Here is a 23,042-nt window from a genome sequence, read left to right as displayed (position 1 = left end):
CATGGTGGGGGCACACAGGAGTGGGTGAGGGGGCTTATTGCGCCTGGGGCGGTATTTGTTTCGGGTGATGAAGAGTGCCAAGCCTATCAAGATTAGGGCGAGAGGTAAGCGTTGGATGTTAAGGAAGATGACCACGGAGGGTCGACATAACAACAGGACTGACCCCGTTACGAGGAGGGTAATAGCGAAACGCTTTCTTAGCGTGCAGTCAGTGATTTTGTAATACAGCAGTAGAGAGAGGGCAAAGAACAGCGCTGTTTGTAGGTAAAGCCATTCGCTGTGGCTCATTTAAGTACACATGCATGGAGCAGCTTGAACGCTGAGGTCTTCGCTTCTGGCAAGCCAAGGGCAGCGCGTGCATCCTGGCCCCTAGGCATCACGGTAACGCGACTCACTGTGAAGGTGATCCCGTAGTGGCTGAGGTGTTGAGTCCTTTCTATGTTCACGGGTTTTGTGCCGAGACAGTGGTGAGGGCGCTATTTTCGGTCAGCTGCGGGCAACTTCTATAGAGGGGTGAGCGGTTGTTATATGCAGTTTGGGAAAAGGATGTCGCAGCGTTTGGAGATTTCTTACAGCTGTTTCCGGTATTTACGGCTTGGCGGCGACTCAACAGGTAAACAAGCCAATTAGGGGCGTCGGGCTTGCCCGCGATGGCAGTGGGTCAGGTATGAAATTGCCGCGTGATACTCCGTTCCTGCGACTACCTCGGAATGTTCCCACTTCGGCCCTAGGCCATCCCCTCCCTGTGTATCATCCTGTCTCTTTTTTCCTTGCGACCTTTCTCGATTCGCTGAGATTCCCGGGCTATGTTTTTGAGCCAACTCAGCGGTCAATGGAGTGACAGCCTATGCACGACACCCTCCAGCAGGTCTTTGGTTATCCACAGTTTCGTCTGGGCCAGGAAGAAACGGTCAGCGCCGTACTGGCCGGTCGTTCGGCAGCGGCGATTTTCCCCACGGGTTCGGGCAAGTCCCTTTGTTACCAGCTTTCGGCGGTATTGCTGCCGCATCTGACGTTGGTGGTGTCGCCGCTGTTGGCGCTGATGCAGGACCAGCTCGGCTTTTTGCAGCGCCATGGGATTTCGGCGGGCAGTATCGATTCGGCCCAGAGCCGCGAGGAGGCCAATGAGGTGATGGCCCGTGCGCGTTCGGGCGAGTTGAAGATCCTGATGATTTCGGTGGAGCGCTTGAAGAACGAGCGCTTTCGTAACTTTCTGCAAAGCGTGCAGATTTCGCTGCTGGTGGTGGATGAGGCGCACTGTATTTCCGAGTGGGGCCACAATTTCCGTCCGGACTATTTGAAACTTCCAGACTACCAGCGTCAGTTCAACATCCCCCAAGCGCTGCTGCTGACGGCTACCGCCACGCCCAAGGTGATTGCCGACATGCAGGCCAAGTTCGCCATTGCGCCGGACGACGTGGTCACCACGGGCTTCTACCGGCCCAACCTCAACTTGTTGGTGGAACCGGTGAGCGGTGCCGACAAGCGTCGGCGCCTGGTCCAGTGGATGAGCGAGCGTGCCGATCAGCCCAGTATCGTCTACGTCACCTTGCAGAAAACCGCCGAGCAGATTGCCGAGCACCTGAACCGCAACGGCATCCAGGCCGAGGCTTACCACGCCGGCTTGCCCCACGATAAACGCGAGGGCATCCAGCAGCGCTTCATGGGCGGGCGCTCCAATTGCATTGTTGCCACCATCGCGTTTGGCATGGGCATCGACAAGAGTGATATCCGCAACGTGGTGCATTTCGACCTGCCCAAGTCCATCGAGAACTACAGCCAGGAAATCGGCCGCGCGGGGCGTGATGGGCAGCCGTCCGACTGCCTGGTCTTGGCCAATCGCGACAGTCTCAATGTGCTGGAAAACTTTGTCTACGGCGACACGCCCGAGCAGGAGGGCATTCGCCGGGTACTGCAGGAGTTGCAGGCGGCACGCAGCGAAGGACAGTGGGAATTCTTGCTGAGGTCGCTGTCGGACCACAGCAATATCCGCGAGCTGCCCTTGAAGACACTGCTGGTGCAGTTGGAGCTCAAGGGTGTGATCGCGCCGCGCTACGCGTTCTATGCCGAGTACCGTTTCAAATACCTGATCGAGCCTGAGGCATTGCTGGCGCGTTTCTCTGGCGAGCGACAGCAGTTCGTGGCGGCGATCATCCAGGGATGCAAACGGGCGAAGACCTGGGCAACGGTGGACTTCGATGCGCTTTATCAACAGCACAATGCCGAGCGCAACCGCGTGGTGAAGGCGCTGGATTACTTCCAGGAGCAGGGCCTGATCGAGCTGGAAAGCAAGCAGATGACCGAGGTCTACAGCCTGCTGGATACCGACTTCGATCCACAGGTGCTGAGCGAGGCGTTATACATGGGCTTCAAGCAGCACGAGGTGGGGGAGGTCGCACGGATTCACGCCATGCTCGACCTGTTCGCCACCGAGCACTGCCTGGGGCAGCGCCTGGCGCAGTACTTTGGCGATGAAAACGCACCCCAGCGTTGCGGGCATTGCTCGGTGTGCCACGGGCATGTAGCGCACCTGCCTCCACCGCCGCGCCTGTCGCCGCTTGTGGACAAAAATTTCATGGGGCTGTGCGGTGATTTTATCCACAGGCATCATGAGCACACGGGCCAATGGCCTGGGGCGGAACGCCTGACGCGTTTCCTTCTGGGTATCAGCGTGCCGTTGTTTACCAAGTTGAAGGCGCGGGGCATTCCGGGTTCCGCTGCACTGGAAGATTACCCGTACGCCGAGGTACGCGAGTGGGTCCAGACCCATTTGGATGATCTGTAACTCACTTTCACGAGATGACCCGATGCCTGATTCAGTGCCACAACGTGCCGATTACCTCCACTTCCAGCCGATCATCACGCGCTGGCACGACAATGATGTGTATGGCCATGTGAACAACGTGACCTACTACAGCTTTTTCGACACGGCGGTGAATACCTACCTGATCGAACAAGGCGGGTTGGATATCCATGACGGTGATGTGGTGGGGTTTGTCGTGAGTTCGGCGTGTGATTATTTCGCCTCGGTCGCTTTTCCCGAACGCATCGACATCGGCCTGCGGGTAGGCAAGTTGGGCAACAGCTCAGTGCAGTATGAGTTGGCGGTGTTCAAGGCGGGCGAGGAGGAAGCCTGCGCGGCGGGGCGATTTGTGCATGTGTTCGTGGATCGCGCGTCGAACCAGCCGGTGACGATACCGGGGATGTTGCGCGAGGCATTGCAGCGGTTGGTGGCCTGACGCATTTTTTGCATGCGGTGAAAGCCAGGCTTGCCCGCGATAGCGGTGGGTCAGGTCAATCAGTGTGGCCTGACACGACGCAATCGCGGGCAAGCCCGGTTCCCACAAGGGGCTGTGGTTTTGTTTGAATGGCTGACTTACCGGTGACGGTAGTGATGCTTGTTCTTGCGATGCCCATAGGCATGACCACGTCCACGGTGATCATCGCGGTCATAACGACGGTTATCGCGCCCACGATAACGACGATCGTCGTCATCGCTCTTGTTGCCCATGTAGTTACCCAGCGCACCACCAGCGCCACCACCGGCGGCTGCGCCGATCAGGCTGCCGGTATTGCCGCCCATGCTGCGGCCTACCACGTTGCCGCCTGCTGCGCCCAGGGCGCCACCGATGGCTGCTTCGCCACGACTGCGCTTGTCAGCGCCGACCGCACTGCCGCCCGCGCCACCCAAGGCTGCGCCAATGGCCGAACCGGTGTTACCGCCTATCTGTTGGCCGACAACCGAACCGAGTACCCCGCCCAATGCGCCGCCCACACCGGCTTCGGTGGTGCCACCGGCCATGGCTGCGCCACTGACCAGGCCAAGGGACAACAAGAGAATCGAGGAGAACTTCATAGAGAGACCTCAAGAGGATGACGGCGCGATCCTGAGGCTGTGTCGAGATTGTGACAATAGAAATCCGACCAGTAGCACGAGTTGTACACAATTCTCTAAGTTACTGTTTTAGCTAGGGAACTTAAGTCAATTTGGCGAGTCTTTAGTTACTTCGGAAAGGCCGCTTTTATGCAAAAGCGGCCTTTTTTTGTGCCCGGATTTTCTACGGCAATCTGCTTTTTCGTGGTGAGCGGGCTTGCCCCTGTCATGACAGCCCGCCGGATTTTCGTCAGGCCGAACGCGCCATGATCAGCCCAGTCTCACTCGCTGCTTCCAAGCGGATCGCCACGAATTTCGACGTCGGCGTATGGCTGCCATCCCCGGTGCTTTCCAGTGGCACCAGCGGGTTGACTTCCGGGTAATAGGCCGCCGCCTGGCCAGCCGGAATATCAAACGCCAGCAAGGTAAAGCCCTTCACGCGACGCTCACGGCCGTCTTCCCACAGTGACACGATGTCTGCCTTCTGCCCCGGCTTGAAGCCCAGGCGGATGATGTCGGCTTCGTTGACGAACAGCACATCGCGCTGGCCCTTGACCCCGCGATAGCGGTCATCCAGGCCATAGATCGTAGTGTTGTACTGATCGTGGGAGCGCATCGACTGCATGATCAGGTCCGGCACGCGGCCAGTGGCGTGGGTGCGCTCGTGGATCAAATCCTTGGGCAGGATGTTCGGGCGGAAGTTGGCACGGCCCGACGGGGTGTTCCAGCGGCGCGCACCTGCGGAGTTGCCCAGGTAGAAGCCGCCCGGATTTTTGATCTTCTCGTTGAAGTCCTTGAAGCCCGGAATGGTATCGGCGATCAGGTCGCGGATGCGGCTGTAGTCAGCCACCAGCCAGTTCCAATCCACCGGTTTGCTGCCCAGGGTCGCGGCGGCGATGCCTGCCAGGATGGCCGGCTCGGATTTCATCAAATTCGACAGCGGCTGCAGTTGGCCATTGGAGGCGTGGACCATGCTGAACGAGTCTTCCACCGTCACCGCTTGCGGGCCTTCGGCCTGGATGTCGATGTCGGTACGGCCCAGGCACGGCAGGATCAGCGCGTCTTTGCCGTGCATCAGATGGCTGCGGTTGAGCTTGGTGCTGATCTGCACGGTCAGGTCGCAACTGCGCAGCGCTTCGAAGGTGCGTGGGCTGTCCGGCGTGGCTTGGGCAAAGTTGCCGCCCAGGCCGATGAAAACCTTGGAGCGGCCTTCGAGCATGGCGTGAATCGCTTCGACCACGTTGTGCCCGTTTTCTCGCGGCACCTGGAACTGAAAACGACGGTCGAGGGCGTCCAGGAACGCTACCGGTGGGCGCTCGTTGATGCCCATGGTGCGGTCGCCCTGCACGTTACTGTGGCCACGCACGGGGCACAGCCCGGCGCCAGGACGGCCGATGTTGCCGCGCAGCAGCATCAGGTTGGCGATTTCCTGGATGGTCGGCACCGAGTGGCGGTGCTGGGTAATGCCCATCGCCCAGCACATGATCACGTTCTTGCCTTTGGCATACATGCGCGCTGCTTGCTCGATCTCGACCAGGGACAGGCCGGACTGCTCGACGATTTCTTCCCAGGAGGTGTCGTCGATCTCGCCCAGGTAATCAAGCACGTTGGCGGTGTGTTCGTTGAGGAAGTCGTGGTCGAACACGGCCTCCTTGCCTTCGGCCTGTGCCTGGCGTTCCCACAGCAACAGGAACTTGGCCATGCCGCGCAGGATAGCCATGTCACCACCCAGCGCCGGGCGGAAGTAGGCGGTGTTGGTCGGCTTGTCGCCATTGGTGAGCATTTCCAGCGGGTGTTGCGGATGCTGGAAGCGCTCCAGGCCGCGCTCTTTCAGGGGGTTGATACACACCACTTGGGCGCCGCGTTTAACTGCTTCGCGCAACGGTTCGAGCATGCGCGGATGGTTGGTGCCTGGGTTCTGGCCCCAGACGAAAATCGCATCGGCGTGTTCGAAGTCATCAAAGGTCACGGTGCCTTTGCCGACACCCACGCTTTGCGCCAGGGCGACGCCGCTGGCTTCGTGGCACATGTTCGAGCAATCCGGGAAGTTGTTGGTGCCGTAGGCGCGCACGAACAGCTGGTACAGGTACGCCGCTTCGTTGCTGGCGCGTCCCGAGGTGTAGAACTCGGCCATGTTCGGGCTTGGCAGGGCATTGAGGTGCTTGCCGACGAGGTCGAATGCCGCGTCCCAGCTGATGGGTTTGTAGTGGTCGGTCTCGGCGTCATAGCGCATCGGCTCGGTCAGGCGACCCTGGTATTCCAGCCAATAGTCGCTCTGCTCCAGCAAGGCGGTGACACTGTGCTTGGCGAAGAATGCACCATCGACACGGCGTTTGGTGGCTTCCCAGTTCACCGCCTTGGCGCCGTTTTCGCAGAACTTGACCATGCCGCTTTCCGGCGAGTCGCCCCAGGCGCAGCCCGGGCAGTCGAAGCCGCCGTTCTGGTTGGTCTTGAGCATCATGCGCAGGTTTTTCAGCGCGTTATCGCTGGTCAGCCAGGCTTGCGCCACGCTGATCAGCGCCCCCCAGCCACCGGCCGGGCCTTTGTAGGGCTTGTAGCGCGGGGTTGGGGTTTGGTCGGCTTGATGATGATTGCTCACGGCTGGTTCTCCATCGCAGGGCTGTAGACCCGCGGCGCACTTTTCTGCGGCAGGTGGATGAGATTGAGGTTATGCCGGCGCGCCCATTGCAGGGCCAGGCCGGTGGGCGACGACAGGCTCACCAGGGTCTGGATGCCCGCGCGCAGGACTTTCTGGATCAGCTCCAGGCTGCAACGACTTGTCACAATCGCCAGGCCGCCTTCGGTCGGAATCTGTTGGCGGATCAGCGCGCCGATCAACTTATCCAGGGCGTTGTGTCGGCCGATGTCTTCGCGGCCCAGCACCAACTCGCCCTGGCCGTTCATAAACACTGCCGCATGCACGGCGCCGCTGTATTGGCCCAGTGGCTGAAACGCGCTGATGCGTTGGCGCAGGCCATCGAGCCATTCGGCGGGCGGCAGAGGCGCGCCAGGCAGCACTTGAAGGTTCGGCAGAGCCTGCTCGACCGCTTCTACGCCGCACAGGCCACAACCGCTGGTGCCAGCGAGTTGGCGGCGCTGTTGCTTGAGGTTCCAGAACGCACGGCTGGAAATCTGCACCTGCGCATACTGGGTAGCGCCCGATCCGCTGAGGTTTAGGTCATAAATATCGCTAACGTCGGCGATAATGCCGCTACCGAGGCTGAAGCCAACAATGAAGTCTTCCAGGTCCGTCGGTGTCACCAACATCACCGCTTGGCTGATGTCGTTGTAGGCGATCGCCAACGCCACCTCTTCGGCCAGCGCAGTGCTGGCAAATGCTGTGTGTTCGAGATTGCAATACTGGTAGCTCTGGCTGGCGGCGGGCGCTGGCGTTTCAAGAGCGGGCGCCGCGCAGACTGGGCGCTGGGCGTTCATGGGGCAGTACCACCGACGGATTGATCAGTGTTTAGACTAGGCGCGACAAAGCGTCGCGTCTAATTGCCAGTACTGATCTACCGATAGATGACGTCGATCAAGAGTCTTTTTGCGATTTCTGATACAGCGCGAAACACGCCTCGGCAAGCGCTGAGCGCGGTGCGCTGCGGCGCATGATCAGTCCAAGGCGCGCCAAGGTGTGGGCGTCTTCGATCGGCTGCAGGCGCAAGTGCTCAGTGAGTGCATCCAGGCCACCGTCCAGTGGCATGACGGCGCAGCACAGGCCGCCGTGCACGGCTTGCAACAACTGATGGACGGCATCGGTCTGCAGCAGCGGTTGCGGGTTGAGCCCACGGCTGTGGAAGTTGTGGTCGATGGACTGGCGAAAGTGCATGCCGCTGGTGAGCATGCCCAATGGCAACTCAATCAAGGCCTCCCAGCTCAGCGGCGTGTCTCCAAAGCTGAAGAAACGCTGATCGTAGAGCAGGCCCATGCGGGTTTCGCCCAAGGCCAGCGAGTCGAAGCGTTCAGTGTCCAAACGCTCCAGGTAGGACACGCCCAGGTCCAGCCGATTGCTCGCCAGTTGCTCCAGGATCTGTTCGGAGCTGAGTGCCGACAGTTCAAAGCGCAGGCTCGGGTGCTCTTTATGCAGCTGCTGCATCAACGCCAAGGGATCGAAGCTCGACAGCGGCACCACGCCCAGGCGCAACGTACCCACCAGGTTGCCGCGACAGGCCGCCGCTTCAGCCTGCAGGCCGTCATACGCCGCCAGTACCGTGCGTGCCCAGGCCAGCACGCGTTCACCCGGCGCGGTGAACCCTTCGAAGCGCTGGCCGCGGTTAACCAGGGGAAGATCAAGCTCTTCTTCAAGGCTGCGCAGGCGCATCGACAGTGTCGGTTGGGTGATGTGGCAACGCGCCGCCGCCTGGCCGAAGTGACGGGTCTCGTCGAGGGCGATGAGGAATTTCAGCTGTTTGATGTCCATCTTCGCTCCAGGCTTATTCCAATGGCGGTGGATTCTAGCGCGTTTGGGTCTTTGGTCGGGTCGGAACCCAAGTCTTGGCGACTGGTCTAGTCTTGGGCATCAGGAACTCAAATCCAAGGAGAGCGCACCATGAGTATTTTCAGTTTTATCAAGGAAGCCGGCGAAAAGATTGTCGACCTGTTGACGCCGGGTAACGCCAACGCCAGTCAGCAATTGAAGGACCACGTCGCCAAGGTGGGGCTGGGTAGCCCGAATGTGCACACCACGGTGGAGGGCGACAAGGTCACCGTGACGGGTGAAGTCGCGACCCAAGAAGAGAAAGAGAAGATCCTGCTGGCACTGGGCAATATTGCCGGTGTGGCAAGCGTGGATGACCAGATCACCGTATCCGGCGGGGCTGTTGCCGCCGCCCGTTTCGTCGTGGTGAAGAAGGGTGACACCCTCAGCGCGATTTCCCTGGCGGTGTATGGCAACGCCAACCAGTTCAACAAGATCTTCGAGGCCAATAAACCGCTGTTGTCGCATCCGGACAAAATCTACCCAGGGCAGACATTGCGCATTCCTGAGTAAAACGCAGCGCAAAATGTGGGAGCGGGCTTGCTCGCGAAAGCGGAGTGTCAGTCACTGGATGTGTTGCTGATACACCGCACTCGCGAGCAAGCCCGCTACACATTGGTTTAGAGCCCGGCAATGAGGTCGCGATAGTTGTCGACCGCTGCAAATTCCCCCGTGTCCTTCGGACCCTTCTTGCTGTCCGGTTCCTTCACTGCCAGCAAATGCCCCACGCCAAAGGCCTGGGCACTGCGCAGGATCGGCAACGTATCGTCGATAAACAGGCTGCGGGCGGGGTCGAAGTGGATGTCGGCTTGCAGGGCGTCCCAGAACTGCGGGTTTTCCTTGGCGAACCCGTAATCGTGGGAGCTGATCAATCGTTCGAAATACGGCGCCAGTTCAATGCGTTCCAGCTTCAATGAAAGAGAATCACGATGGGCATTGGTGATGAGGATCACGCGCTTGCCGGCTCGTTTGATCGCCGCCAGGAAGGTGTCCGCATCCGGGCGCAGCGCGATCAGGTGAGCGGTTTCCAGCTTGAGTTCGCGCACCGGGATCTTCAGCTCTGTGCTCCAGAAATCCAGGCAATACCATTGCAACTGTCCGGCGTTACGCTCGAACAGGGGCTGCAACTCCATCTCTGCCATCGCGCGGCTTACCCCGTGCAGGTCGGCGTAACGCTGGGGCAGGTGTTCCATCCAGAAATGGTTGTCGAAATGCAGGTCGAGCAGGGTGCCGTCCATGTCCAGCAGGACAGTGTCGATGGCGTGCCAGGGCAAAGAGGGCATGGTGCGGTCTCATGTAAGTAAAGATATCCGACACAGACAATCGGAAAAGCCACGGTATAGTAACCCGATCACGCCAAGGAGCCGCTTATGCGCCAGAAACCCACCGTCCTCGCCCGCGAAATAGTCGCCAGTAGCCGTTTGTTCCGCGTGGAGGAAGTGCAATTGCGCTTTTCCAATGGCGTTGAACGGACCTACGAGCGCCTGGTGGGCCGCGGTGCCGGCTATGGCGCGGTGATGATCGTGGCGATGATCGACGCGGACCATGCGTTGCTGGTGGAAGAATACTGCGGCGGTACCGACGAATATGAATTGTCGTTGCCCAAGGGGCTGATCGAGCCCGGCGAAGATGTACTGGCGGCCGCAAACCGCGAGCTCAAGGAAGAGGCCGGCTATGGCGCACGTCAGCTGGAACACCTTACCGAGCTGTCGCTGTCGCCTGGCTACATGAGCCAGAAAATCCAGGTGGTACTGGCCACCGATCTCTATGAAGAACGCCTGGAAGGCGATGAACCTGAGCCAATGCGTGTGGACCGGGTAAACCTGCGTGAGCTGTCGTTGCTCGCGCAAAACGAGCAATTCAGCGAAGGCCGCGCCCTGGCTGCGCTGTACCTGGTACGAGACCTGTTGACCCAGCGAGGAGCGTTTATCGCATGAGCGAACTGTTTTTGGGCCATCCGTTTATTGCCCCTGTGATTGAGCTGGCACGCCAGGCCGGTGAAGTGATATTGCCGTACTGGCGCGCCGACGTGGCCGTGACCTCCAAGGCCGACGATTCCCCCGTGACCGCAGCGGATCTGGCTGCTCACCACCTGATCCTGGCGGGCCTCACCGCGCTGGATCCGAGTATTCCGGTGCTGTCCGAGGAGGACGCCGACATCGACCAGAGCGTCCGCGCCGGCTGGCAGCGCTGGTGGTTGGTGGACCCCTTGGACGGCACCAAGGAATTTATCGCCGGCAGTGAAGAGTTCACCGTGAACATCGCCCTGATCGAGCGGGGACGCGTGGTGTTTGGCGTGGTGTCGATGCCCACCAGCGGCCGTTGCTACTTCGGTGGCGCCGGCTTGGGCGCCTGGCGTTCGGATGTGAATGCGGCGCCCAAGCAGATTCAAGTGCGCGAGGCCCCGGCGCTGGGCGAGTCGTTTACCGTGGTAGCCAGTCGTCGACATACCAGCCCGGAGCAGGAGCGTCTGCTGGACGGCCTGAGCGAGGGCCTGGGTGCGTTGAAGCTGGCGAATATCGGCAGCTCGTTGAAGTTCTGCCTGTTGGCCGAGGGCAGCGCCGATTGCTACCCGCGCCTAGCGCCGACTTCACAGTGGGACACGGCGGCGGCCCAGGGCGTGCTGGAAGGCGCGGGGGGCGAAGTGTTGGAGTTGAGCGGTGCGCCGTTCAGCTACCCGGCGCGGGAATCGTTGCTGAACCCGTTCTTCCTGGCGTTGCCAGCGAAGGCTGCCTGGCGTGAGCGGTTGCTGACCCTGGCTCGCGCCTAGGGCCCCAGCGTATCAACAGGTGGGAGCAGGCCTGCTCCCACAGGTGCTTTGTATTGTGGCTTCTAACGGTGCAGGACGTACTGGCCGGTGAAGGCCACTGCGCGCTCCTCACTGCCTTCATTCACAATCCACGTCTCCAGCGTCAGGCGTGCGCGGCCGTAGCGCTTGTAGGTCGCCACGAACCGCTTCCATACCTTCTCCTCCGGTGTCTGGCACACCACCGTCGCGTCCCGCGTGACCGGCAGCGGGTAACTGATCTGCCCTTCCTGAATCACGATGTGGCCGTCTTCAATGCCTGCTTCGCGCAACTGCAAGTGCAGCCAGCCCCAGCCCGCCAGCACCGCGCCGCAATACAGGCTGCCGCCGAACATGGTGCTCTTGTGGTTGATGTTGGCTTGTAACGGCAGGTGCAGCTGCAATTGGCCGTGTTGCCAGTCGAGCACCTTGAGGCCCATTTCCCGGGTGAGGGGGATGTCATGGTGAAGGATGGATTCCAGGTAACGGCTGTCGCGGCTCATGGTGGCCTCTTGGCGAGTGGTGACGGTCATTCGTCGTCAGTGCTGTGGCTGGCGCTGTCGGCGAAGTTCAGGCCGTGCTTGCGCAGCTTGTCGTGCAGCGTCTTGCGCGGTACGCCCAAGGCTTCGGCCAGGCTGCGCATGGAGCTGTGGGGGCGGGTCAGTTCGGCGGCGATCAGGCTCTTTTCAAACTGCTCGACTTGCTCGCTCAGACCACCGGATGTAGAGGTCAGGACGCCAGCCGATGGGTTATCCGGCGAACTGTCCAGCGCCAGTTCCAGGCCCAGGGCGAAGCGTTCGGCGGCGTTCTGCAACTCACGCACATTGCCCGGCCAGCTGTGGCGCAGCAGCAGTGCGCGTTGGCCCGGTTGCAGTTCATGCAGTGGCAGGCCGTGGCGGCTGCTGGCTTCATCGGCGAAGTGCTGGAACAGCATCAACGCATCTTCACCGCGCTCGCGCAGCGGTGGAATGCGCAGCGGCGCGACGTTGAGGCGGTAATACAGGTCGGCACGGAAGCGGCCCTGGTCGGCGGACTGGCGCAGGTCTTCCTTGGTGGCGGCGATGATGCGGATATCCAGCGGGATCAACTGATTGCCGCCCAGGCGCTCCACCACCCGTTCCTGCAACAGGCGCAAAAGTTTGACCTGCACGTCCAGGCTCATGCTTTCGATTTCATCGAGGAACAAGGTGCCGCCGTTGGCAAATTCGAACTTGCCGATACGGCGTTTCTGCGCGCCAGTGAAAGCGCCCGGCTCGTGGCCGAACAGCTCGCTTTCAACCACTGATTCGGCCAATGCCCCGGCGTTGATCGCCACAAAGGGGCCGCTACGACGACTGGACAGGTCATGCAAGGCGCGGGCAACCACCTCTTTGCCGGCGCCGGTTTCGCCGAGGATCAGCACATCGGCCCTGGTCGCGGCCAGGGCGCCGATCTGTTCGCGCAGGCGCAGCATTTGCGGGGAGTGCCCCACCAGGCGGGTGCTCAGTTGCTGGCGGTCACTGAGGGCCAGGCGCAGGCTGCGGTTGTCCAGTACCAGGCGGCGCAGGGCCAGCGCGCGGCGCACGCTGTCGAGCAGGGCGTCGCTGGCGAAAGGTTTTTCCAGGAAGTCATAGGCACCTGCGCGCATGGCCTGCACCGCCAGCGGCACGTCGCCGTGGCCGGTGATCAGCAGCACCGGCAACTCCGGGTCCTGGCCATGCAGTTCGGCCAGCAGCTCCAGGCCGTCCATGCCAGGCATGCGGATATCGCTGACCACCACGCCTGGCCAGTCCCGCGACAGGCGCGCGGTAAGGCCGGTGGCTTCGCCCAGGGTCAGGACTTTCAGCCCGGCCAGGTCCAGGGTCTGGCACAGGGCCTGACGCAGGTGTGGATCGTCGTCGATCAACACCACCTGAATCTGGTTATCGATACTCATACACTGCGGTCCTCGGACGGTTGCAGACTGACGCCCGGCGAGCCGGCACGCAATTTCAAGGTTAACAGCGCGCCGCCTTCCTTGTGGTTGGCAAACAGCAGTTCGCCGCCAAAGGCACGCATCAGGGTGTCACAGATTGCGAGCCCCAACCCCAGGCCCTGGGTGCGGGTCTTGGTGGTGTAGAACGGCTCGCTGGCGCGGCCCAGGGCTTCCATGCAAAAGCCAGGGCCGTTGTCACGAATGTACAGGTTGACGCCCTGTTCGGTGGTTTCGGCACTCAGCCACAGTTTGCGCGGCGGGCCTTTTTCGGTGAGGGCGTCGAGGGCGTTGGCCAGCAGGTTGCCCAGTACCTGGCGCAGGCGGGTTTCACCGGCCTGTACCCATAAGGTGGCTTCGGGCAGATCGCGGATCAGCTCCACTTCCATCGACCGCCTGCGCTTGGCCAGCAACGCCAGCGCATCGTCCAGCGCCGGTTGCAGGGCCACGCTCTCGGGCGCGTGGCGGTCGCGACGGGCAAAGGCGCGCAGGTGAGCGATGATCGAGGCCATGCGCCCGGTCAATTCGCTGATCAGCTTGAGATTGCCCCGGGCGTCAGTGGTGCGCTCGTGGTCGAGGAGGATTTCGGCGTTTTCAGCGTAACTGCGAATGGCCGCCAGGGGCTGGTTGAGTTCGTGGCTGATACTCGCCGACATGGTGCCCAGCGCCGACAGTTTTCCCGCCTGCACCAGATCATCCTGGGCCCGCACCAGCTCCTGCTGGGCATGTTCGCGCTCCAGCACTTCCTGCTTGAGGCGACGGTTGAGGCCTTCCAGGTCACTGGTGCGCTCGACCACGCGGGCTTCCAGCTCCCGACGTGCCTTGGCTTCAAAGGCAATGCGTTCCAGGTAATGGCGGCGGCGCTGCATCATCAGGCCCAGGAGCAACATCAACACCAGGAGCGTGGCGCCGCCCACCGCAACCACCGTACGCACCGGGCGGTTGATCAGCGAACGCGGTGCGAGAATTTCCACATTCCAGCCGGTCTCGGCGATGGCCGTGGATTGGCGCAGCCACGCCGTGGAGCTCAGGGCCAGCGGTTGCGGGTCGCGGGTCGGGTAGGGCTGGATAGCGATGATGGCCTGGCGCTCTTCAGCGGTCAGCGGCCGGGTGGCGCGGAATCGCCATTGCGGGCGCGATGTGAGGATCACCACACCGTTGTGGTCGGTCACCAGCAGCTGTTCCGGGGTATTGCCCCACAGGCTTTCGGTGTGGTCCAGGTCGACCTTGACCACCAGCACGCCGATGATCGCATTGCCATCGCGCACGGCAGCGGCGAAAAAGTAACCGCGTTTGGCCGAGGTGGTGCCCAGGCCGAAGAACCGCCCCAGGCGTCCGGCCATGGCTTCGCTGAAGTAGGGGCGGAACGAGAAATTACGCCCGACAAAGCTGTCTTGTTTATCCCAGTTGGACGCGGCGAGGGTCTTGCCAGTGGTGTCCATCAGGTACATCACCTCCACCCCGGCCTGGGCGGCGACGTCCTTGAGCAGCAGGTTGGCATTGACCAGGTTGGTGCTGACGTGAGGCGCGTCCAGTGCCGTGCGCAAGGCCGGCAGGTCACCCAGGATTTGCGGCAGCACTTCATAGCGGTGCAGGGTGCCCAGCAAGTTGGCCACGTAGAGGTCGAGGGTCTGGCGGTTCTGGCCGGCCAGTTCGCTGCGGTAATAGCGCTCGGCCAGGTGCTCCAGCGGCCACAGCAGCGGCGCCAGGCACAACGCCAGCAGGGCGAGGCTGCGCCAGCGGGGTCTACGCGGGAGGGGTGGGGTCATGGGAGTCGTGCGCCTGTGGGTACAGGCGCATTATGCCTAGTGCTGCTGTGCAAGACACTCGCGCAATGCGTCTTGCCAGTGCGGCTGGCTGACGTGCCATTGCTGTTGCAGGCGAGTGCAATCAAGGCGCGAGTTCAACGGGCGCTTGGCAGGCGTCGGGTAGGCGCTGGAGGGGATCGGCTCCAGGTCGGCGCATGCTTTGCCCTGCTGGCGCAGGTGCTCGCCGATGGCCTGGGCAAAGCCGAACCAGGAGGTTTCGCCTCCAGCGGTCAGGTGATAGACGCCCCATTCACCCGGCTCGCCTGCCTGCCAGCGCTCGATCAACGAGCGGGTGCTGCTGGCGATGCTGCCGGCCCAGGTAGGCGCGCCGATCTGGTCGGCGACGATACGCATCTGCGGCTTCTCCTGCAGCAGGCGCTGCATGGTCAGCAGGAAGTTCTTGCCGTGGCTGGAGTAAACCCAGCTGGTGCGCAGGATCAGGTGTTCGCCGCCCACGGCCGCAATCGCCTGTTCGCCCGCCAGTTTGCTCTGGCCGTAGACGCCGAGCGGGTTCGGCGTGTCGGCTTCGGTATAGGGCGCCGGTTTGCTGCCGTCGAACACGTAGTCGGTGGAGTAGTGGATCAACGGGATGCCCAGGGCCTTGGCTTCCTCCGCGAGAACGCCGGGGGCCGTGGCATTGATCGCGAACGCCACTTCCGGCTCGCTTTGCGCTTGATCGACAGCCGTGTGGGCCGCGGCGTTGATGATCAAGTCGGGGCGGTGTGCCCGCACTTGCTGGCGGATCTGGTCGGGGTTGGCCAGGTCAAGCTGGTCGCGGCCCAGGACGATGAGCTCGCCCAGGCCCTGGAGATGACGTTGCAGCTCGCGGGAGACTTGGCCGTGCTGGCCGGTGATCAGGATCCTCATGGGAAAAGGTCTGCCTCTTTCAGGCTTTTGCCGTTTTGATCCTTGGCCGACAGCGTCGGATCACCGGCAAACTCCCAATCGATATCCAGATCAGCATCGTTCCAGCGAATGCAGCGTTCAGCGGAGGGGGTGTAGTAATCAGTGGTTTTGTACAGGAATTCAGCATAGTCACTGAGCACCACAAACCCGTGGGCGAACCCCGGTGGGATCCACAGCTGTCGGCTGTTTTCAGCAGATAACCGCACGCTGGCCCACTTGCCAAAGTGAGGTGAGCTGCGGCGGATGTCCACCGCGACGTCCAATACTTCGCCAGCTGTCACACGCACCAGTTTCCCCTGGGCATGTTCGATCTGGTAGTGCAAACCGCGCAACACGCCCTTTTGCGAACGCGAGTGGTTGTCCTGGACAAATTGCGCTTGCAGCCCGGTGGCTTGCGCAAAATTCCGAGCGTTGTAGCTCTCATAAAAAAAACCGCGTTCATCGCCAAAAACCTTCGGCTCGATGATCAGTACACCGGGCAGCGCAGTGGCGGTTACATTCATGGCGTTTCCCCTGCGAGCGTGAACAGATATTGGCCATAACCGGTCTTGCCGAAGTACTTGGCGCGCTCTAGCAGATAGTCGCGGTCGATCCAGCCATTTTCGTAGGCAATCTCTTCCAGGCACGCCACTTTCAAGCCCTGGCGGTGTTCGATGGTCTGCACATAGGTCGACGCCTCGAGCAAGCTGTCGTGGGTGCCGGTGTCAAGCCAGGCAAAGCCGCGGCCGAAACGCTCCACGTGCAGGTCGCCACGCTGGAGGTATGCATTGTTGACGTCGGTAATCTCCAGCTCGCCACGAGGTGAAGGCTTGACCGCCTTGGCGATCTTGATCACGTCGTTGTCGTAGAAATACAGGCCGGTGACCGCATAGGGCGACTTGGGCTTGGCCGGTTTCTCTTCGATAGACAGGGCGCGGCCCTCTTTGTCGAAGTCGATCACGCCGAAACGCTCCGGGTCCTTGACCCAGTAGCCGAACACCGTGGCCCCTGAAGCGCGCTCGGCCGCGGTGCGCAATTGGTCGCCAAAATGCTGGCCGTGGAAGATGTTGTCGCCCAGGATCAGGCACACCGGGTCTTCGCCGATAAATTCCTCACCAATCAGGAACGCCTGGGCCAGTCCGTCGGGCGACGGCTGCTCTGCGTAACTGAAACGCACGCCGAACTGGCTGCCATCGCCCAGCAGGTTGCGGTATTGCGGCAAGTCCAGCGGTGTGGAAATCACCAGGATGTCCTTGATACCCGCCAGCATCAGCACCGAGATCGGGTAGTAGATCATCGGCTTGTCATACACCGGCAGCAGTTGCTTGGACACACCCAGGGTAATGGGGTGCAAACGTGTGCCGGAGCCGCCGGCCAATACGATTCCCTTCATCATGCAATCAGGTCCTTCAAGTCGGTGTTGCCCAAACGTTCACCTTGATAACTGCCGTCCTGGACCCTGCGGCACCATTCCAGGTTATCGAGGTACCACTGCACGGTTTTGCGCAGTCCGGTTTCAAAGGTTTCTTCCGGCGTCCAGCCGAGCTCGCGTTCGATCTTGCTGGCATCGATCGCATAGCGCTGGTCGTGGCCCGGACGGTCCTTGACGAAGGTGATCAGATCGGTGAATTGCGCGACACCGGCCGGGCGCTGTGGCGCCAGTTCTTCGAGCAGGGCGCAGATGCCGCGCACCACGTCGATATTTTTTTGCTCGTTGTGACCGCCGATGTTGTAGGTCTCGCCGACCACACCTTCGGTGACCACCTTGAGCAGCGCACGTGCGTGGTCTTCGACGAACAGCCAGTCGCGTACCTGCAAACCATCACCGTAGAGCGGCAGCGGCTTGCCCGCGAGGGCGTTGAGGATCACCAGCGGGATCAACTTCTCGGGGAAGTGGAACGGCCCGTAGTTGTTCGAGCAGTTGGTCAGCAGGACCGGCAGGCCGTAGGTGCGCTGCCAGGCGCGGACCAGGTGGTCGGACGCCGCCTTGCTGGCCGAATACGGTGAGCTGGGTGCATACGGTGTGGTTTCAGTGAACAGGTCGTCCACGCCATGCAGGTCGCCGTACACCTCGTCAGTGGAGATGTGATGGAAGCGGAACGCACGCTTGGCCGGCTCATCGAGCTTTTGCCAGTAGGCGCGGGCGGCTTCGAGCAAGCTGTAGGTGCCGACGATGTTGGTCTGGATGAAATCCGACGGGCCGTCGATGGAGCGGTCCACATGGGACTCGGCCGCCAGGTGCATGATCGCCTGGGGCTCGAAGCGCGCCAGTACGGCGCTGACGGTGGCCTGGTCGACGATATCGGCCTGGACGAACTCATAGCGGCTGTTGGACGCGATGCTGGTCAGCGACTCGAGGTTGCCGGCGTAGGTGAGTTTGTCCAGGTTGAGCACTTCGTGCTCGGTGTTTTCAATCAAGTGGCGGATCAGGGCAGAGCCGATAAAACCAGCGCCGCCGGTGATGAGAATGCGCATGTCGGGGGCCTTTTCCTTAGACGTACATTAAGCGAATGAAGCATAGCTTGAGTTGTGACGCAGGGCTGTGCAAGCGCGCTGTGCTTTGGGGGTTGCCTTCCGCCCCTCAAAGGTGGCGATATAGACGCCTGAAAAATCAGAGGTCGTCACAATGTTGCTTGCCACGTTGATCCACCGCGCCAGTCTGCCTTGCCCGCAAGTAGGCCCCGATCAGGCTGCACACTTGCTCGAGCAGCATTACGGCCTCACCGGCACCTTGCAGTCCCTGGGCAGCCAGCAAGACCTCAACTATAAAGTCGACAGCGCTCATGGCCGCTTTGTTCTGAAGATCTGCCGGGGTGACTATGCGGCGGTGGAGCTGCAGGCCCAGCACGCGGCGCTCAAAAGCCTGAAAACCTCTACGCACGTGCAAGTGCCCGACGTCATCAAGGCGCTCACCGGTGAAGAGTTGCTCACCGTCGCGGTGGAGGGCCAGACCGTGCATCTGCGGCTGCTGGGCTACATCGACGGCCAGCCGCTGACCCATCTGCCCCACTTGGGCCGTGACGTGATTGCAGGCTTTGGCGAACTGTGCGGACGAATGAACCTGGCGCTGGCGGATTTCAAGCACCCTGGTCTGGACCGCACCTTGCAGTGGGACCCACGTCACGCCCAGGCATTGATCACCCACTTGCTGGCTACCCTGCAGGACCTGCCCTATCGCGACGTATTGGAACAAGTCGCCGAGCAGGTATCCACGCGCCTTGGCAAGTTGGCCGAGCGCCTGCCGTGGCAAGCGGTGCACATGGACATCACTGACGACAACGTGGTCTGGCAGCGCGATGCGCAGCGGCATTGGCAGGTCCAAGGGGTGATCGATTTCGGCGACCTGGTGCAGACCTGGCGCATCGCCGACCTGTCGGTAACCTGCGCGGCCCTCCTGCACCATGCCGAAGGCGATCCCTTTGCCATCTTGCCGGCGATCCAGGCCTGTCACGCGGTGACACCGCTGCAGCACGAAGAATTGCAGGCGCTGTGGCCGCTGATCGTCGCGCGCGCGGCGGTGCTGGTGTTGAGCAGCGAGCAGCAGCAGCGCCTGGACCCGGATAACAGCTATCTGTTGAAAAACGCCGAGCATGAATGGGAAATCTTCCATGTGGCGACGTCAGTGCCGTTCGAGCTGATGGAGGCGGCGATTCTAGGCAGCGTCGGGCAGGCGCCGGCACCGATCGCCGGGCAAGGCTTTGCGCCATTGTTGCCGGGGTTGGTGGGGCGCGAGTTCGCGTTGATCGACCTGGGCGTGCTCAGCGCGCATTTCGAGGCTGGAAACTGGGAACAACCCGGCATCGACCAGCGCTTGTTGCAGGATGCGGCCGCGCTGCATGGCCTGGCGGCAAGCCGCTATGGGCAGTACCGTTTGTCGCGTACCCGGCCCGACAGCGCCAATGAACCAGAAACGTTCCCACTGCACGTCGAACTGCACGTGCCGTTGGGGACCTCCGTCGAAGCGCCGTTTGCAGGTGTTGTGCGACGGGGAGCCAACGGCGAACTTCATGTGCACAACCTCGAAGCGAACGTGCGGCTGTGGGGCGTAAAAGCGCTGTTGAAACCGGGTGCCGCAGTGCTCAAGGGCCAGGTGATCGGTGAAGTGGAAGGCCCGCTCACCGTGCAACTGTGCCGCTCTGACTTGCCCGCACCGCTGTTCTGCACGCCATCCCGGGCACCCGCATGGCAGGCGCTGTGCCCATCGCCGGCCGCGCTGCTGGGGCTGGCCTGCGATGCCGAGACCGAGTTGGACCCAGAGGCTCTACTGGCCCGCCGAGACGCCAGTTTCGCCCGCTCGCAAAAGCACTATTACGTCGACCCGCCGCGCATCGAGCGCGGCTGGCGCAATCACTTGATCGATATGCAGGGCCGTTCCTACCTGGACATGCTCAACAACGTGGCCGTGCTCGGCCACGGTCATCCGCGCATGGCCGCGGTGGCGGCGCGGCAATGGTCACTGCTCAATACCAACTCACGCTTCCACTACGCGGCAATTGCCGAGTTTTCCGAACGCCTGCTCGCGCTGGCACCCAAAGGCATGGACCGGGTGTTCCTGGTCAACAGTGGCACCGAGGCCAATGACCTGGCGATCCGCCTGGCCTGGGCCTACAGCGGCGGGCGCGACATGCTCAGCGTGCTGGAGGCGTATCACGGCTGGTCGGTGGCGGCGGATGCGGTGTCGACTTCGATTGCCGACAACCCGCAGGCCTTGAGCAGCCGCCCGGACTGGGTGCACCCGGTGACCGCGCCGAATACCTATCGCGGCGAATTCCGTGGGCAGGATTGCGCGCCCGACTACGTAAGGAGTGTGGAGCACAACTTGGCGAAAATTGCCGCGAGCAACCGCCAACTGGCCGGTTTCATCTGCGAACCGGTGTATGGCAATGCCGGTGGTATTTCGTTGCCGCCGGGCTATTTGCAGCAGGTGTATGCGCGTGTGCGCGCCCAGGGTGGCGTATGCATCGCCGATGAGGTGCAGGTGGGCTATGGCCGGATGGGGCATTTCTTCTGGGGCTTCGAAGAGCAGGGCGTGGTGCCCGATATCATCACCATGGCCAAGGGCATGGGCAACGGCCAGCCCCTCGGCGCGGTGATCACCCGACGTGAAATCGCTGAAGCACTGGAGGCCGAGGGCTACTTCTTCTCGTCATCGGGAGGCAGCCCGGTGAGTTGCCGGATTGGCATGGCGGTGCTGGATGTGATGGAAGAGGAAAAGCTGTGGGAAAACGCCCAGGTAGTCGGCGGGTATTTCAAGACGCGCCTGGAAGCACTGATCGAGCGTCATCCGCTGGTGGGCGCTGTCCACGGTTCCGGCTTTTACCTCGGCCTGGAGCTGGTGCGCGACCGGCAAACCCTGGAGCCGGCCACCGAGGAAACCACGTTATTGTGTGATCGCTTGCGGGACTTGGGGATTTTCATGCAGCCCACGGGGGATCACTTGAACATCCTCAAGATCAAACCGCCGATGGTCACGTCCAGGCGCAGTGTGGATTTCTTCGTCGACATGCTGTCGAAGGTGCTGGATGAGCAATTGTAAATAATCGATTGTTATCGATTAAATGCTGTCATATTTTCTGACTATGATCTTTAGTCGCTTTTAAAGCCGATTTTTATCCGTTATAAAGTCGGCCTTTCCCCCATTCGGAGCCCTGATCGCCATGACCACCCTGCACAGCACCCCTCGCGCCGATGGCTTCCACATGCCTGCCGAATGGGCGCCACACACTCAGACGTGGATGATCTGGCCCGAGCGTCCGGACAACTGGCGCCTGGGCGGCAAACCGGCGCAGGCCGCTCATGTGGCGGTCGCCAAGGCGATCGCACGTTTTGAGCCGGTCACCGTGGCCGTTTCCGCCGGCCAGTATGAAAACGCCCGGGCTCGCCTGGATGTGCCGAATATCCGTGTGGTGGAGATGTCCAGTGATGATGCCTGGGTGCGCGACACAGGCCCTACCTTTGTGATCAACAACAGCGGCGAAGTACGCGGTGTGAACTGGGACTTCAACGCCTGGGGCGGCTTTGACGGCGGCCTGTATGCACCGTGGAACCGCGATTCACAGGTCGGCGGCAAGATCCTCGAGATGGAACGCGCCCCGCGCTATCGCACTGAAGGCTTCGTGCTGGAAGGCGGCTCGATCCATGTCGACGGTGAAGGCACGCTCATCACTACCGAAGAATGCTTGCTCAACCGCAATCGCAATCCGCACCTCGGCCGTGCCGAAATCGAAGCGGTGCTAAGCGCCAACCTGGCTGTGGATAAGATCATCTGGCTGCCGGACGGCTTGTTCAATGACGAAACCGACGGCCATGTGGATAACTTCTGCTGCTACGTGCGTCCGGGCGAGGTGTTGCTGGCCTGGACCGATGACCCGCAAGATCCGAACTACGCACGCTGCCATGCCGCCATGGCCGTGCTGCAAAGCAGCACAGACGCCCAGGGGCGCTCGTTCACAGTGCATAAAATGCCGATCCCTGGTCCGTTGTATGCCACTGAGGAAGAGTGCGCTGGTGTGGACCCGGTTGACGGCAGCCAGGAGCGCAATCCGACCGTGCGGTTGGCGGGTTCCTACGTCAACTTCCTGATCGTCAACGGTGGCATTATCGCGCCGAGTTTCGACGACCCACTGGACAGCCAGGCCAAGGCCATCCTGCAGGACCTGTTCCCGCAGCACGAAGTGGTGATGGTGCCGGGCCGCGAACTGTTACTGGGGGGGGGCAATATCCATTGCCTGACCCAACAACAGTGCGCCCCGCACAAAGATTGAGTGCAGTTGTAACAGCGCCATGACGGCGATCCGGTGCTGATCAGTTCAAGCGCCTGCGACAAGCCCGCGACCCAGACAGGTCGTGGGCTTTTTTGTGTCCGAATGCCTATGAACACGGGACATTGGCATAGCTCTTGTATCGGTGTTGCCACAGTGGCCCAGGGTGAAGACTGCGCAGTTCTGTCATAAACCTTGAGTAAGTTAGCCGCTCACGCAGTAGGAGAGAGCGCTGAAATGAATGCGGATATCAACCCGATGTACACGCGAACGTGCCACCCCTTGCGGGTCAACGGCGACGCGATCCATGCGCTGGCGCTCTGGTTGAAGGAAAACGGCTCGCGACAGATCCGGCGACAGCCTGACTGGCGCAGCATGATGAGCGAACGTTACCCGGCGGGATTGTTCAGCGAGGATGAAGTGCACGCGTTGTGCGAGCTGATAAACAACTAGAGAACACTGAGACCAAAAATGTGCGAGCGGGCTCGCTCGCACATTGGC

At 61.5% G+C, this 23,042-nt stretch carries 20 protein-coding genes; 8 read left to right on the top strand and 12 right to left on the bottom strand.

Annotated features, from left to right (window positions below):
* Nucleotides 1–847 precede the first annotated feature (847 nt).
* Nucleotides 848–2,785: an ATP-dependent DNA helicase RecQ gene (locus CQ002_RS22880; protein WP_034108649.1), complete on the top strand. Its 1,938-nt coding sequence runs from the start codon at nucleotides 848–850 to the stop codon at nucleotides 2,783–2,785.
* Nucleotides 2,786–2,807: 22 nt separating this feature from the next.
* Nucleotides 2,808–3,239: a thioesterase family protein gene (locus CQ002_RS22875; protein WP_034108650.1), complete on the top strand. Its 432-nt coding sequence runs from the start codon at nucleotides 2,808–2,810 to the stop codon at nucleotides 3,237–3,239.
* A 137-nt stretch (nucleotides 3,240–3,376) separates the two neighbouring features.
* On the opposite strand, the gene CQ002_RS22870 is transcribed toward CQ002_RS22875, so the two are convergent.
* The 4 genes from CQ002_RS22870 to CQ002_RS22855 all read right to left on the bottom strand — a co-directional run bounded on the left by CQ002_RS22870 (nucleotide 3,377) and on the right by CQ002_RS22855 (nucleotide 8,294).
* Complete coding sequence (locus tag CQ002_RS22870) at nucleotides 3,377–3,856, bottom strand: glycine zipper domain-containing protein (protein WP_012721700.1); 480 nt, start codon at nucleotides 3,854–3,856, stop codon at nucleotides 3,377–3,379.
* A 268-nt stretch (nucleotides 3,857–4,124) separates the two neighbouring features.
* The gene (locus tag CQ002_RS22865) at nucleotides 4,125–6,473 is read right to left on the bottom strand and encodes an FdhF/YdeP family oxidoreductase (protein ID WP_105161482.1); all 2,349 of its coding nucleotides are present in this window, start codon (nucleotides 6,471–6,473) and stop codon (nucleotides 4,125–4,127) included.
* On the bottom strand, nucleotides 6,470–7,309 hold the full coding sequence (gene fdhD / locus CQ002_RS22860; protein ID WP_034108654.1) for a formate dehydrogenase accessory sulfurtransferase FdhD: 840 nt from the start codon (nucleotides 7,307–7,309) through the stop codon (nucleotides 6,470–6,472). The genes CQ002_RS22865 and fdhD overlap by 4 nt, the downstream gene beginning before the upstream one ends.
* A gap of 97 nt (nucleotides 7,310–7,406) precedes the next feature.
* Entirely contained in the window at nucleotides 7,407–8,294 is an 888-nt protein-coding gene (locus CQ002_RS22855) for a LysR family transcriptional regulator (protein WP_034108656.1), read from the bottom strand.
* Nucleotides 8,295–8,423: 129 nt separating this feature from the next.
* Here CQ002_RS22855 and lysM point away from each other — a divergent pair, with 129 nt between their 5' ends.
* The gene (gene lysM, locus CQ002_RS22850; RefSeq protein ID WP_034108658.1) at nucleotides 8,424–8,864 is read left to right on the top strand and encodes a peptidoglycan-binding protein LysM; all 441 of its coding nucleotides are present in this window, start codon (nucleotides 8,424–8,426) and stop codon (nucleotides 8,862–8,864) included.
* Nucleotides 8,865–8,971: 107 nt separating this feature from the next.
* Here the strand turns inward: lysM and yrfG are convergent, their stop codons facing one another.
* Nucleotides 8,972–9,634 carry a GMP/IMP nucleotidase gene (gene yrfG / locus CQ002_RS22845; protein ID WP_034108660.1) on the bottom strand — a complete coding sequence of 221 codons (663 nt, stop codon included), beginning with the start codon at nucleotides 9,632–9,634 and terminating at the stop codon, nucleotides 8,972–8,974.
* Nucleotides 9,635–9,721: 87 nt separating this feature from the next.
* Here yrfG and nudE point away from each other — a divergent pair, with 87 nt between their 5' ends.
* Both nudE and cysQ read left to right on the top strand, forming a co-directional pair.
* Nucleotides 9,722–10,288, top strand: a complete 567-nt coding sequence (nudE, locus tag CQ002_RS22840; RefSeq protein ID WP_025858594.1) for an ADP compounds hydrolase NudE — start codon at nucleotides 9,722–9,724, stop codon at nucleotides 10,286–10,288.
* Nucleotides 10,285–11,121: a 3'(2'),5'-bisphosphate nucleotidase CysQ gene (gene cysQ / locus CQ002_RS22835; protein ID WP_034108662.1), complete on the top strand. Its 837-nt coding sequence runs from the start codon at nucleotides 10,285–10,287 to the stop codon at nucleotides 11,119–11,121. The genes nudE and cysQ overlap by 4 nt, the downstream gene beginning before the upstream one ends.
* A gap of 62 nt (nucleotides 11,122–11,183) precedes the next feature.
* Here cysQ and CQ002_RS22830 read toward each other — a convergent pair whose 3' ends face one another.
* The 7 genes from CQ002_RS22830 to rfbB are packed head-to-tail and all read right to left on the bottom strand — an operon-like array spanning nucleotide 11,184 to nucleotide 18,255.
* Nucleotides 11,184–11,639 carry a YiiD C-terminal domain-containing protein gene (locus CQ002_RS22830; protein ID WP_034109361.1) on the bottom strand — a complete coding sequence of 152 codons (456 nt, stop codon included), beginning with the start codon at nucleotides 11,637–11,639 and terminating at the stop codon, nucleotides 11,184–11,186.
* Nucleotides 11,640–11,665: 26 nt separating this feature from the next.
* A complete protein-coding gene (locus CQ002_RS22825) occupies nucleotides 11,666–13,051 on the bottom strand; it encodes a sigma-54 dependent transcriptional regulator (RefSeq protein ID WP_034108664.1) in 1,386 nt (461 codons plus the stop codon).
* Nucleotides 13,048–14,856: an ATP-binding protein gene (locus CQ002_RS22820; RefSeq protein ID WP_034108666.1), complete on the bottom strand. Its 1,809-nt coding sequence runs from the start codon at nucleotides 14,854–14,856 to the stop codon at nucleotides 13,048–13,050. The genes CQ002_RS22825 and CQ002_RS22820 overlap by 4 nt, the downstream gene beginning before the upstream one ends.
* Before the next feature lie 36 nt (nucleotides 14,857–14,892).
* A complete protein-coding gene (rfbD, locus tag CQ002_RS22815) occupies nucleotides 14,893–15,762 on the bottom strand; it encodes a dTDP-4-dehydrorhamnose reductase (protein WP_105161483.1) in 870 nt (289 codons plus the stop codon).
* Nucleotides 15,759–16,304: a dTDP-4-dehydrorhamnose 3,5-epimerase gene (rfbC, locus tag CQ002_RS22810; RefSeq protein ID WP_034108670.1), complete on the bottom strand. Its 546-nt coding sequence runs from the start codon at nucleotides 16,302–16,304 to the stop codon at nucleotides 15,759–15,761. Before rfbC ends, rfbD begins: the two co-directional genes overlap by 4 nt.
* A complete protein-coding gene (gene rfbA, locus CQ002_RS22805; RefSeq protein ID WP_034108672.1) occupies nucleotides 16,301–17,176 on the bottom strand; it encodes a glucose-1-phosphate thymidylyltransferase RfbA in 876 nt (291 codons plus the stop codon). The genes rfbC and rfbA overlap by 4 nt, the downstream gene beginning before the upstream one ends.
* Nucleotides 17,173–18,255 carry a dTDP-glucose 4,6-dehydratase gene (gene rfbB, locus CQ002_RS22800; RefSeq protein ID WP_105161484.1) on the bottom strand — a complete coding sequence of 361 codons (1,083 nt, stop codon included), beginning with the start codon at nucleotides 18,253–18,255 and terminating at the stop codon, nucleotides 17,173–17,175. Before rfbB ends, rfbA begins: the two co-directional genes overlap by 4 nt.
* A gap of 151 nt (nucleotides 18,256–18,406) precedes the next feature.
* On the opposite strand from rfbB, the gene CQ002_RS22795 reads away from it, so the two are divergent.
* From CQ002_RS22795 to CQ002_RS22785, 3 genes are all read left to right on the top strand, one after another.
* Nucleotides 18,407–21,316: an aminotransferase gene (locus CQ002_RS22795; RefSeq protein WP_105161485.1), complete on the top strand. Its 2,910-nt coding sequence runs from the start codon at nucleotides 18,407–18,409 to the stop codon at nucleotides 21,314–21,316.
* Nucleotides 21,317–21,437: 121 nt separating this feature from the next.
* Nucleotides 21,438–22,544 (top strand): agmatine deiminase, encoded by a 1,107-nt coding sequence (aguA, locus tag CQ002_RS22790; protein ID WP_034108677.1) that lies wholly within the window; start codon nucleotides 21,438–21,440, stop codon nucleotides 22,542–22,544.
* Nucleotides 22,545–22,778: 234 nt separating this feature from the next.
* Nucleotides 22,779–22,994, top strand: coding sequence for a hypothetical protein (locus CQ002_RS22785; protein ID WP_034108679.1), 216 nt, complete (start codon nucleotides 22,779–22,781; stop codon nucleotides 22,992–22,994).
* The last annotated feature ends 48 nt before the right edge of the window (nucleotides 22,995–23,042 follow it).

The organism is Pseudomonas sp. MYb13, from assembly GCF_002980075.1.
Lineage (GTDB): Bacteria > Pseudomonadota > Gammaproteobacteria > Pseudomonadales > Pseudomonadaceae > Aquipseudomonas > Aquipseudomonas lurida.
This window is presented reverse-complemented; position numbering and strand designations above follow the sequence as displayed.

Bases quoted from the DNA above. Each gene is read 5' to 3' on its own strand.
- CQ002_RS22880 (WP_034108649.1), top strand. From the start codon at position 848: ATGCACGACACCCTCCAGCAGGTCTTTGGTTATCCACAGTTTCGTCTG.
- rfbC (WP_034108670.1), bottom strand. From the start codon at position 16,304: ATGAATGTAACCGCCACTGCGCTGCCCGGTGTACTGATCATCGAGCCG.
- yrfG (WP_034108660.1), bottom strand. From the start codon at position 9,634: ATGCCCTCTTTGCCCTGGCACGCCATCGACACTGTCCTGCTGGACATG.
- CQ002_RS22785 (WP_034108679.1), top strand. From the start codon at position 22,779: ATGAATGCGGATATCAACCCGATGTACACGCGAACGTGCCACCCCTTG.
- CQ002_RS22855 (WP_034108656.1), bottom strand. From the start codon at position 8,294: ATGGACATCAAACAGCTGAAATTCCTCATCGCCCTCGACGAGACCCGT.
- fdhD (WP_034108654.1), bottom strand. From the start codon at position 7,309: ATGAACGCCCAGCGCCCAGTCTGCGCGGCGCCCGCTCTTGAAACGCCA.
- cysQ (WP_034108662.1), top strand. From the start codon at position 10,285: ATGAGCGAACTGTTTTTGGGCCATCCGTTTATTGCCCCTGTGATTGAG.
- CQ002_RS22825 (WP_034108664.1), bottom strand. From the start codon at position 13,051: ATGAGTATCGATAACCAGATTCAGGTGGTGTTGATCGACGACGATCCA.
- CQ002_RS22870 (WP_012721700.1), bottom strand. From the start codon at position 3,856: ATGAAGTTCTCCTCGATTCTCTTGTTGTCCCTTGGCCTGGTCAGTGGC.
- rfbB (WP_105161484.1), bottom strand. From the start codon at position 18,255: ATGCGCATTCTCATCACCGGCGGCGCTGGTTTTATCGGCTCTGCCCTG.
- nudE (WP_025858594.1), top strand. From the start codon at position 9,722: ATGCGCCAGAAACCCACCGTCCTCGCCCGCGAAATAGTCGCCAGTAGC.
- rfbA (WP_034108672.1), bottom strand. From the start codon at position 17,176: ATGATGAAGGGAATCGTATTGGCCGGCGGCTCCGGCACACGTTTGCAC.
- CQ002_RS22830 (WP_034109361.1), bottom strand. From the start codon at position 11,639: ATGAGCCGCGACAGCCGTTACCTGGAATCCATCCTTCACCATGACATC.
- aguA (WP_034108677.1), top strand. From the start codon at position 21,438: ATGACCACCCTGCACAGCACCCCTCGCGCCGATGGCTTCCACATGCCT.
- CQ002_RS22820 (WP_034108666.1), bottom strand. From the start codon at position 14,856: ATGACCCCACCCCTCCCGCGTAGACCCCGCTGGCGCAGCCTCGCCCTG.
- rfbD (WP_105161483.1), bottom strand. From the start codon at position 15,762: ATGAGGATCCTGATCACCGGCCAGCACGGCCAAGTCTCCCGCGAGCTG.
- CQ002_RS22875 (WP_034108650.1), top strand. From the start codon at position 2,808: ATGCCTGATTCAGTGCCACAACGTGCCGATTACCTCCACTTCCAGCCG.
- CQ002_RS22795 (WP_105161485.1), top strand. From the start codon at position 18,407: ATGTTGCTTGCCACGTTGATCCACCGCGCCAGTCTGCCTTGCCCGCAA.
- lysM (WP_034108658.1), top strand. From the start codon at position 8,424: ATGAGTATTTTCAGTTTTATCAAGGAAGCCGGCGAAAAGATTGTCGAC.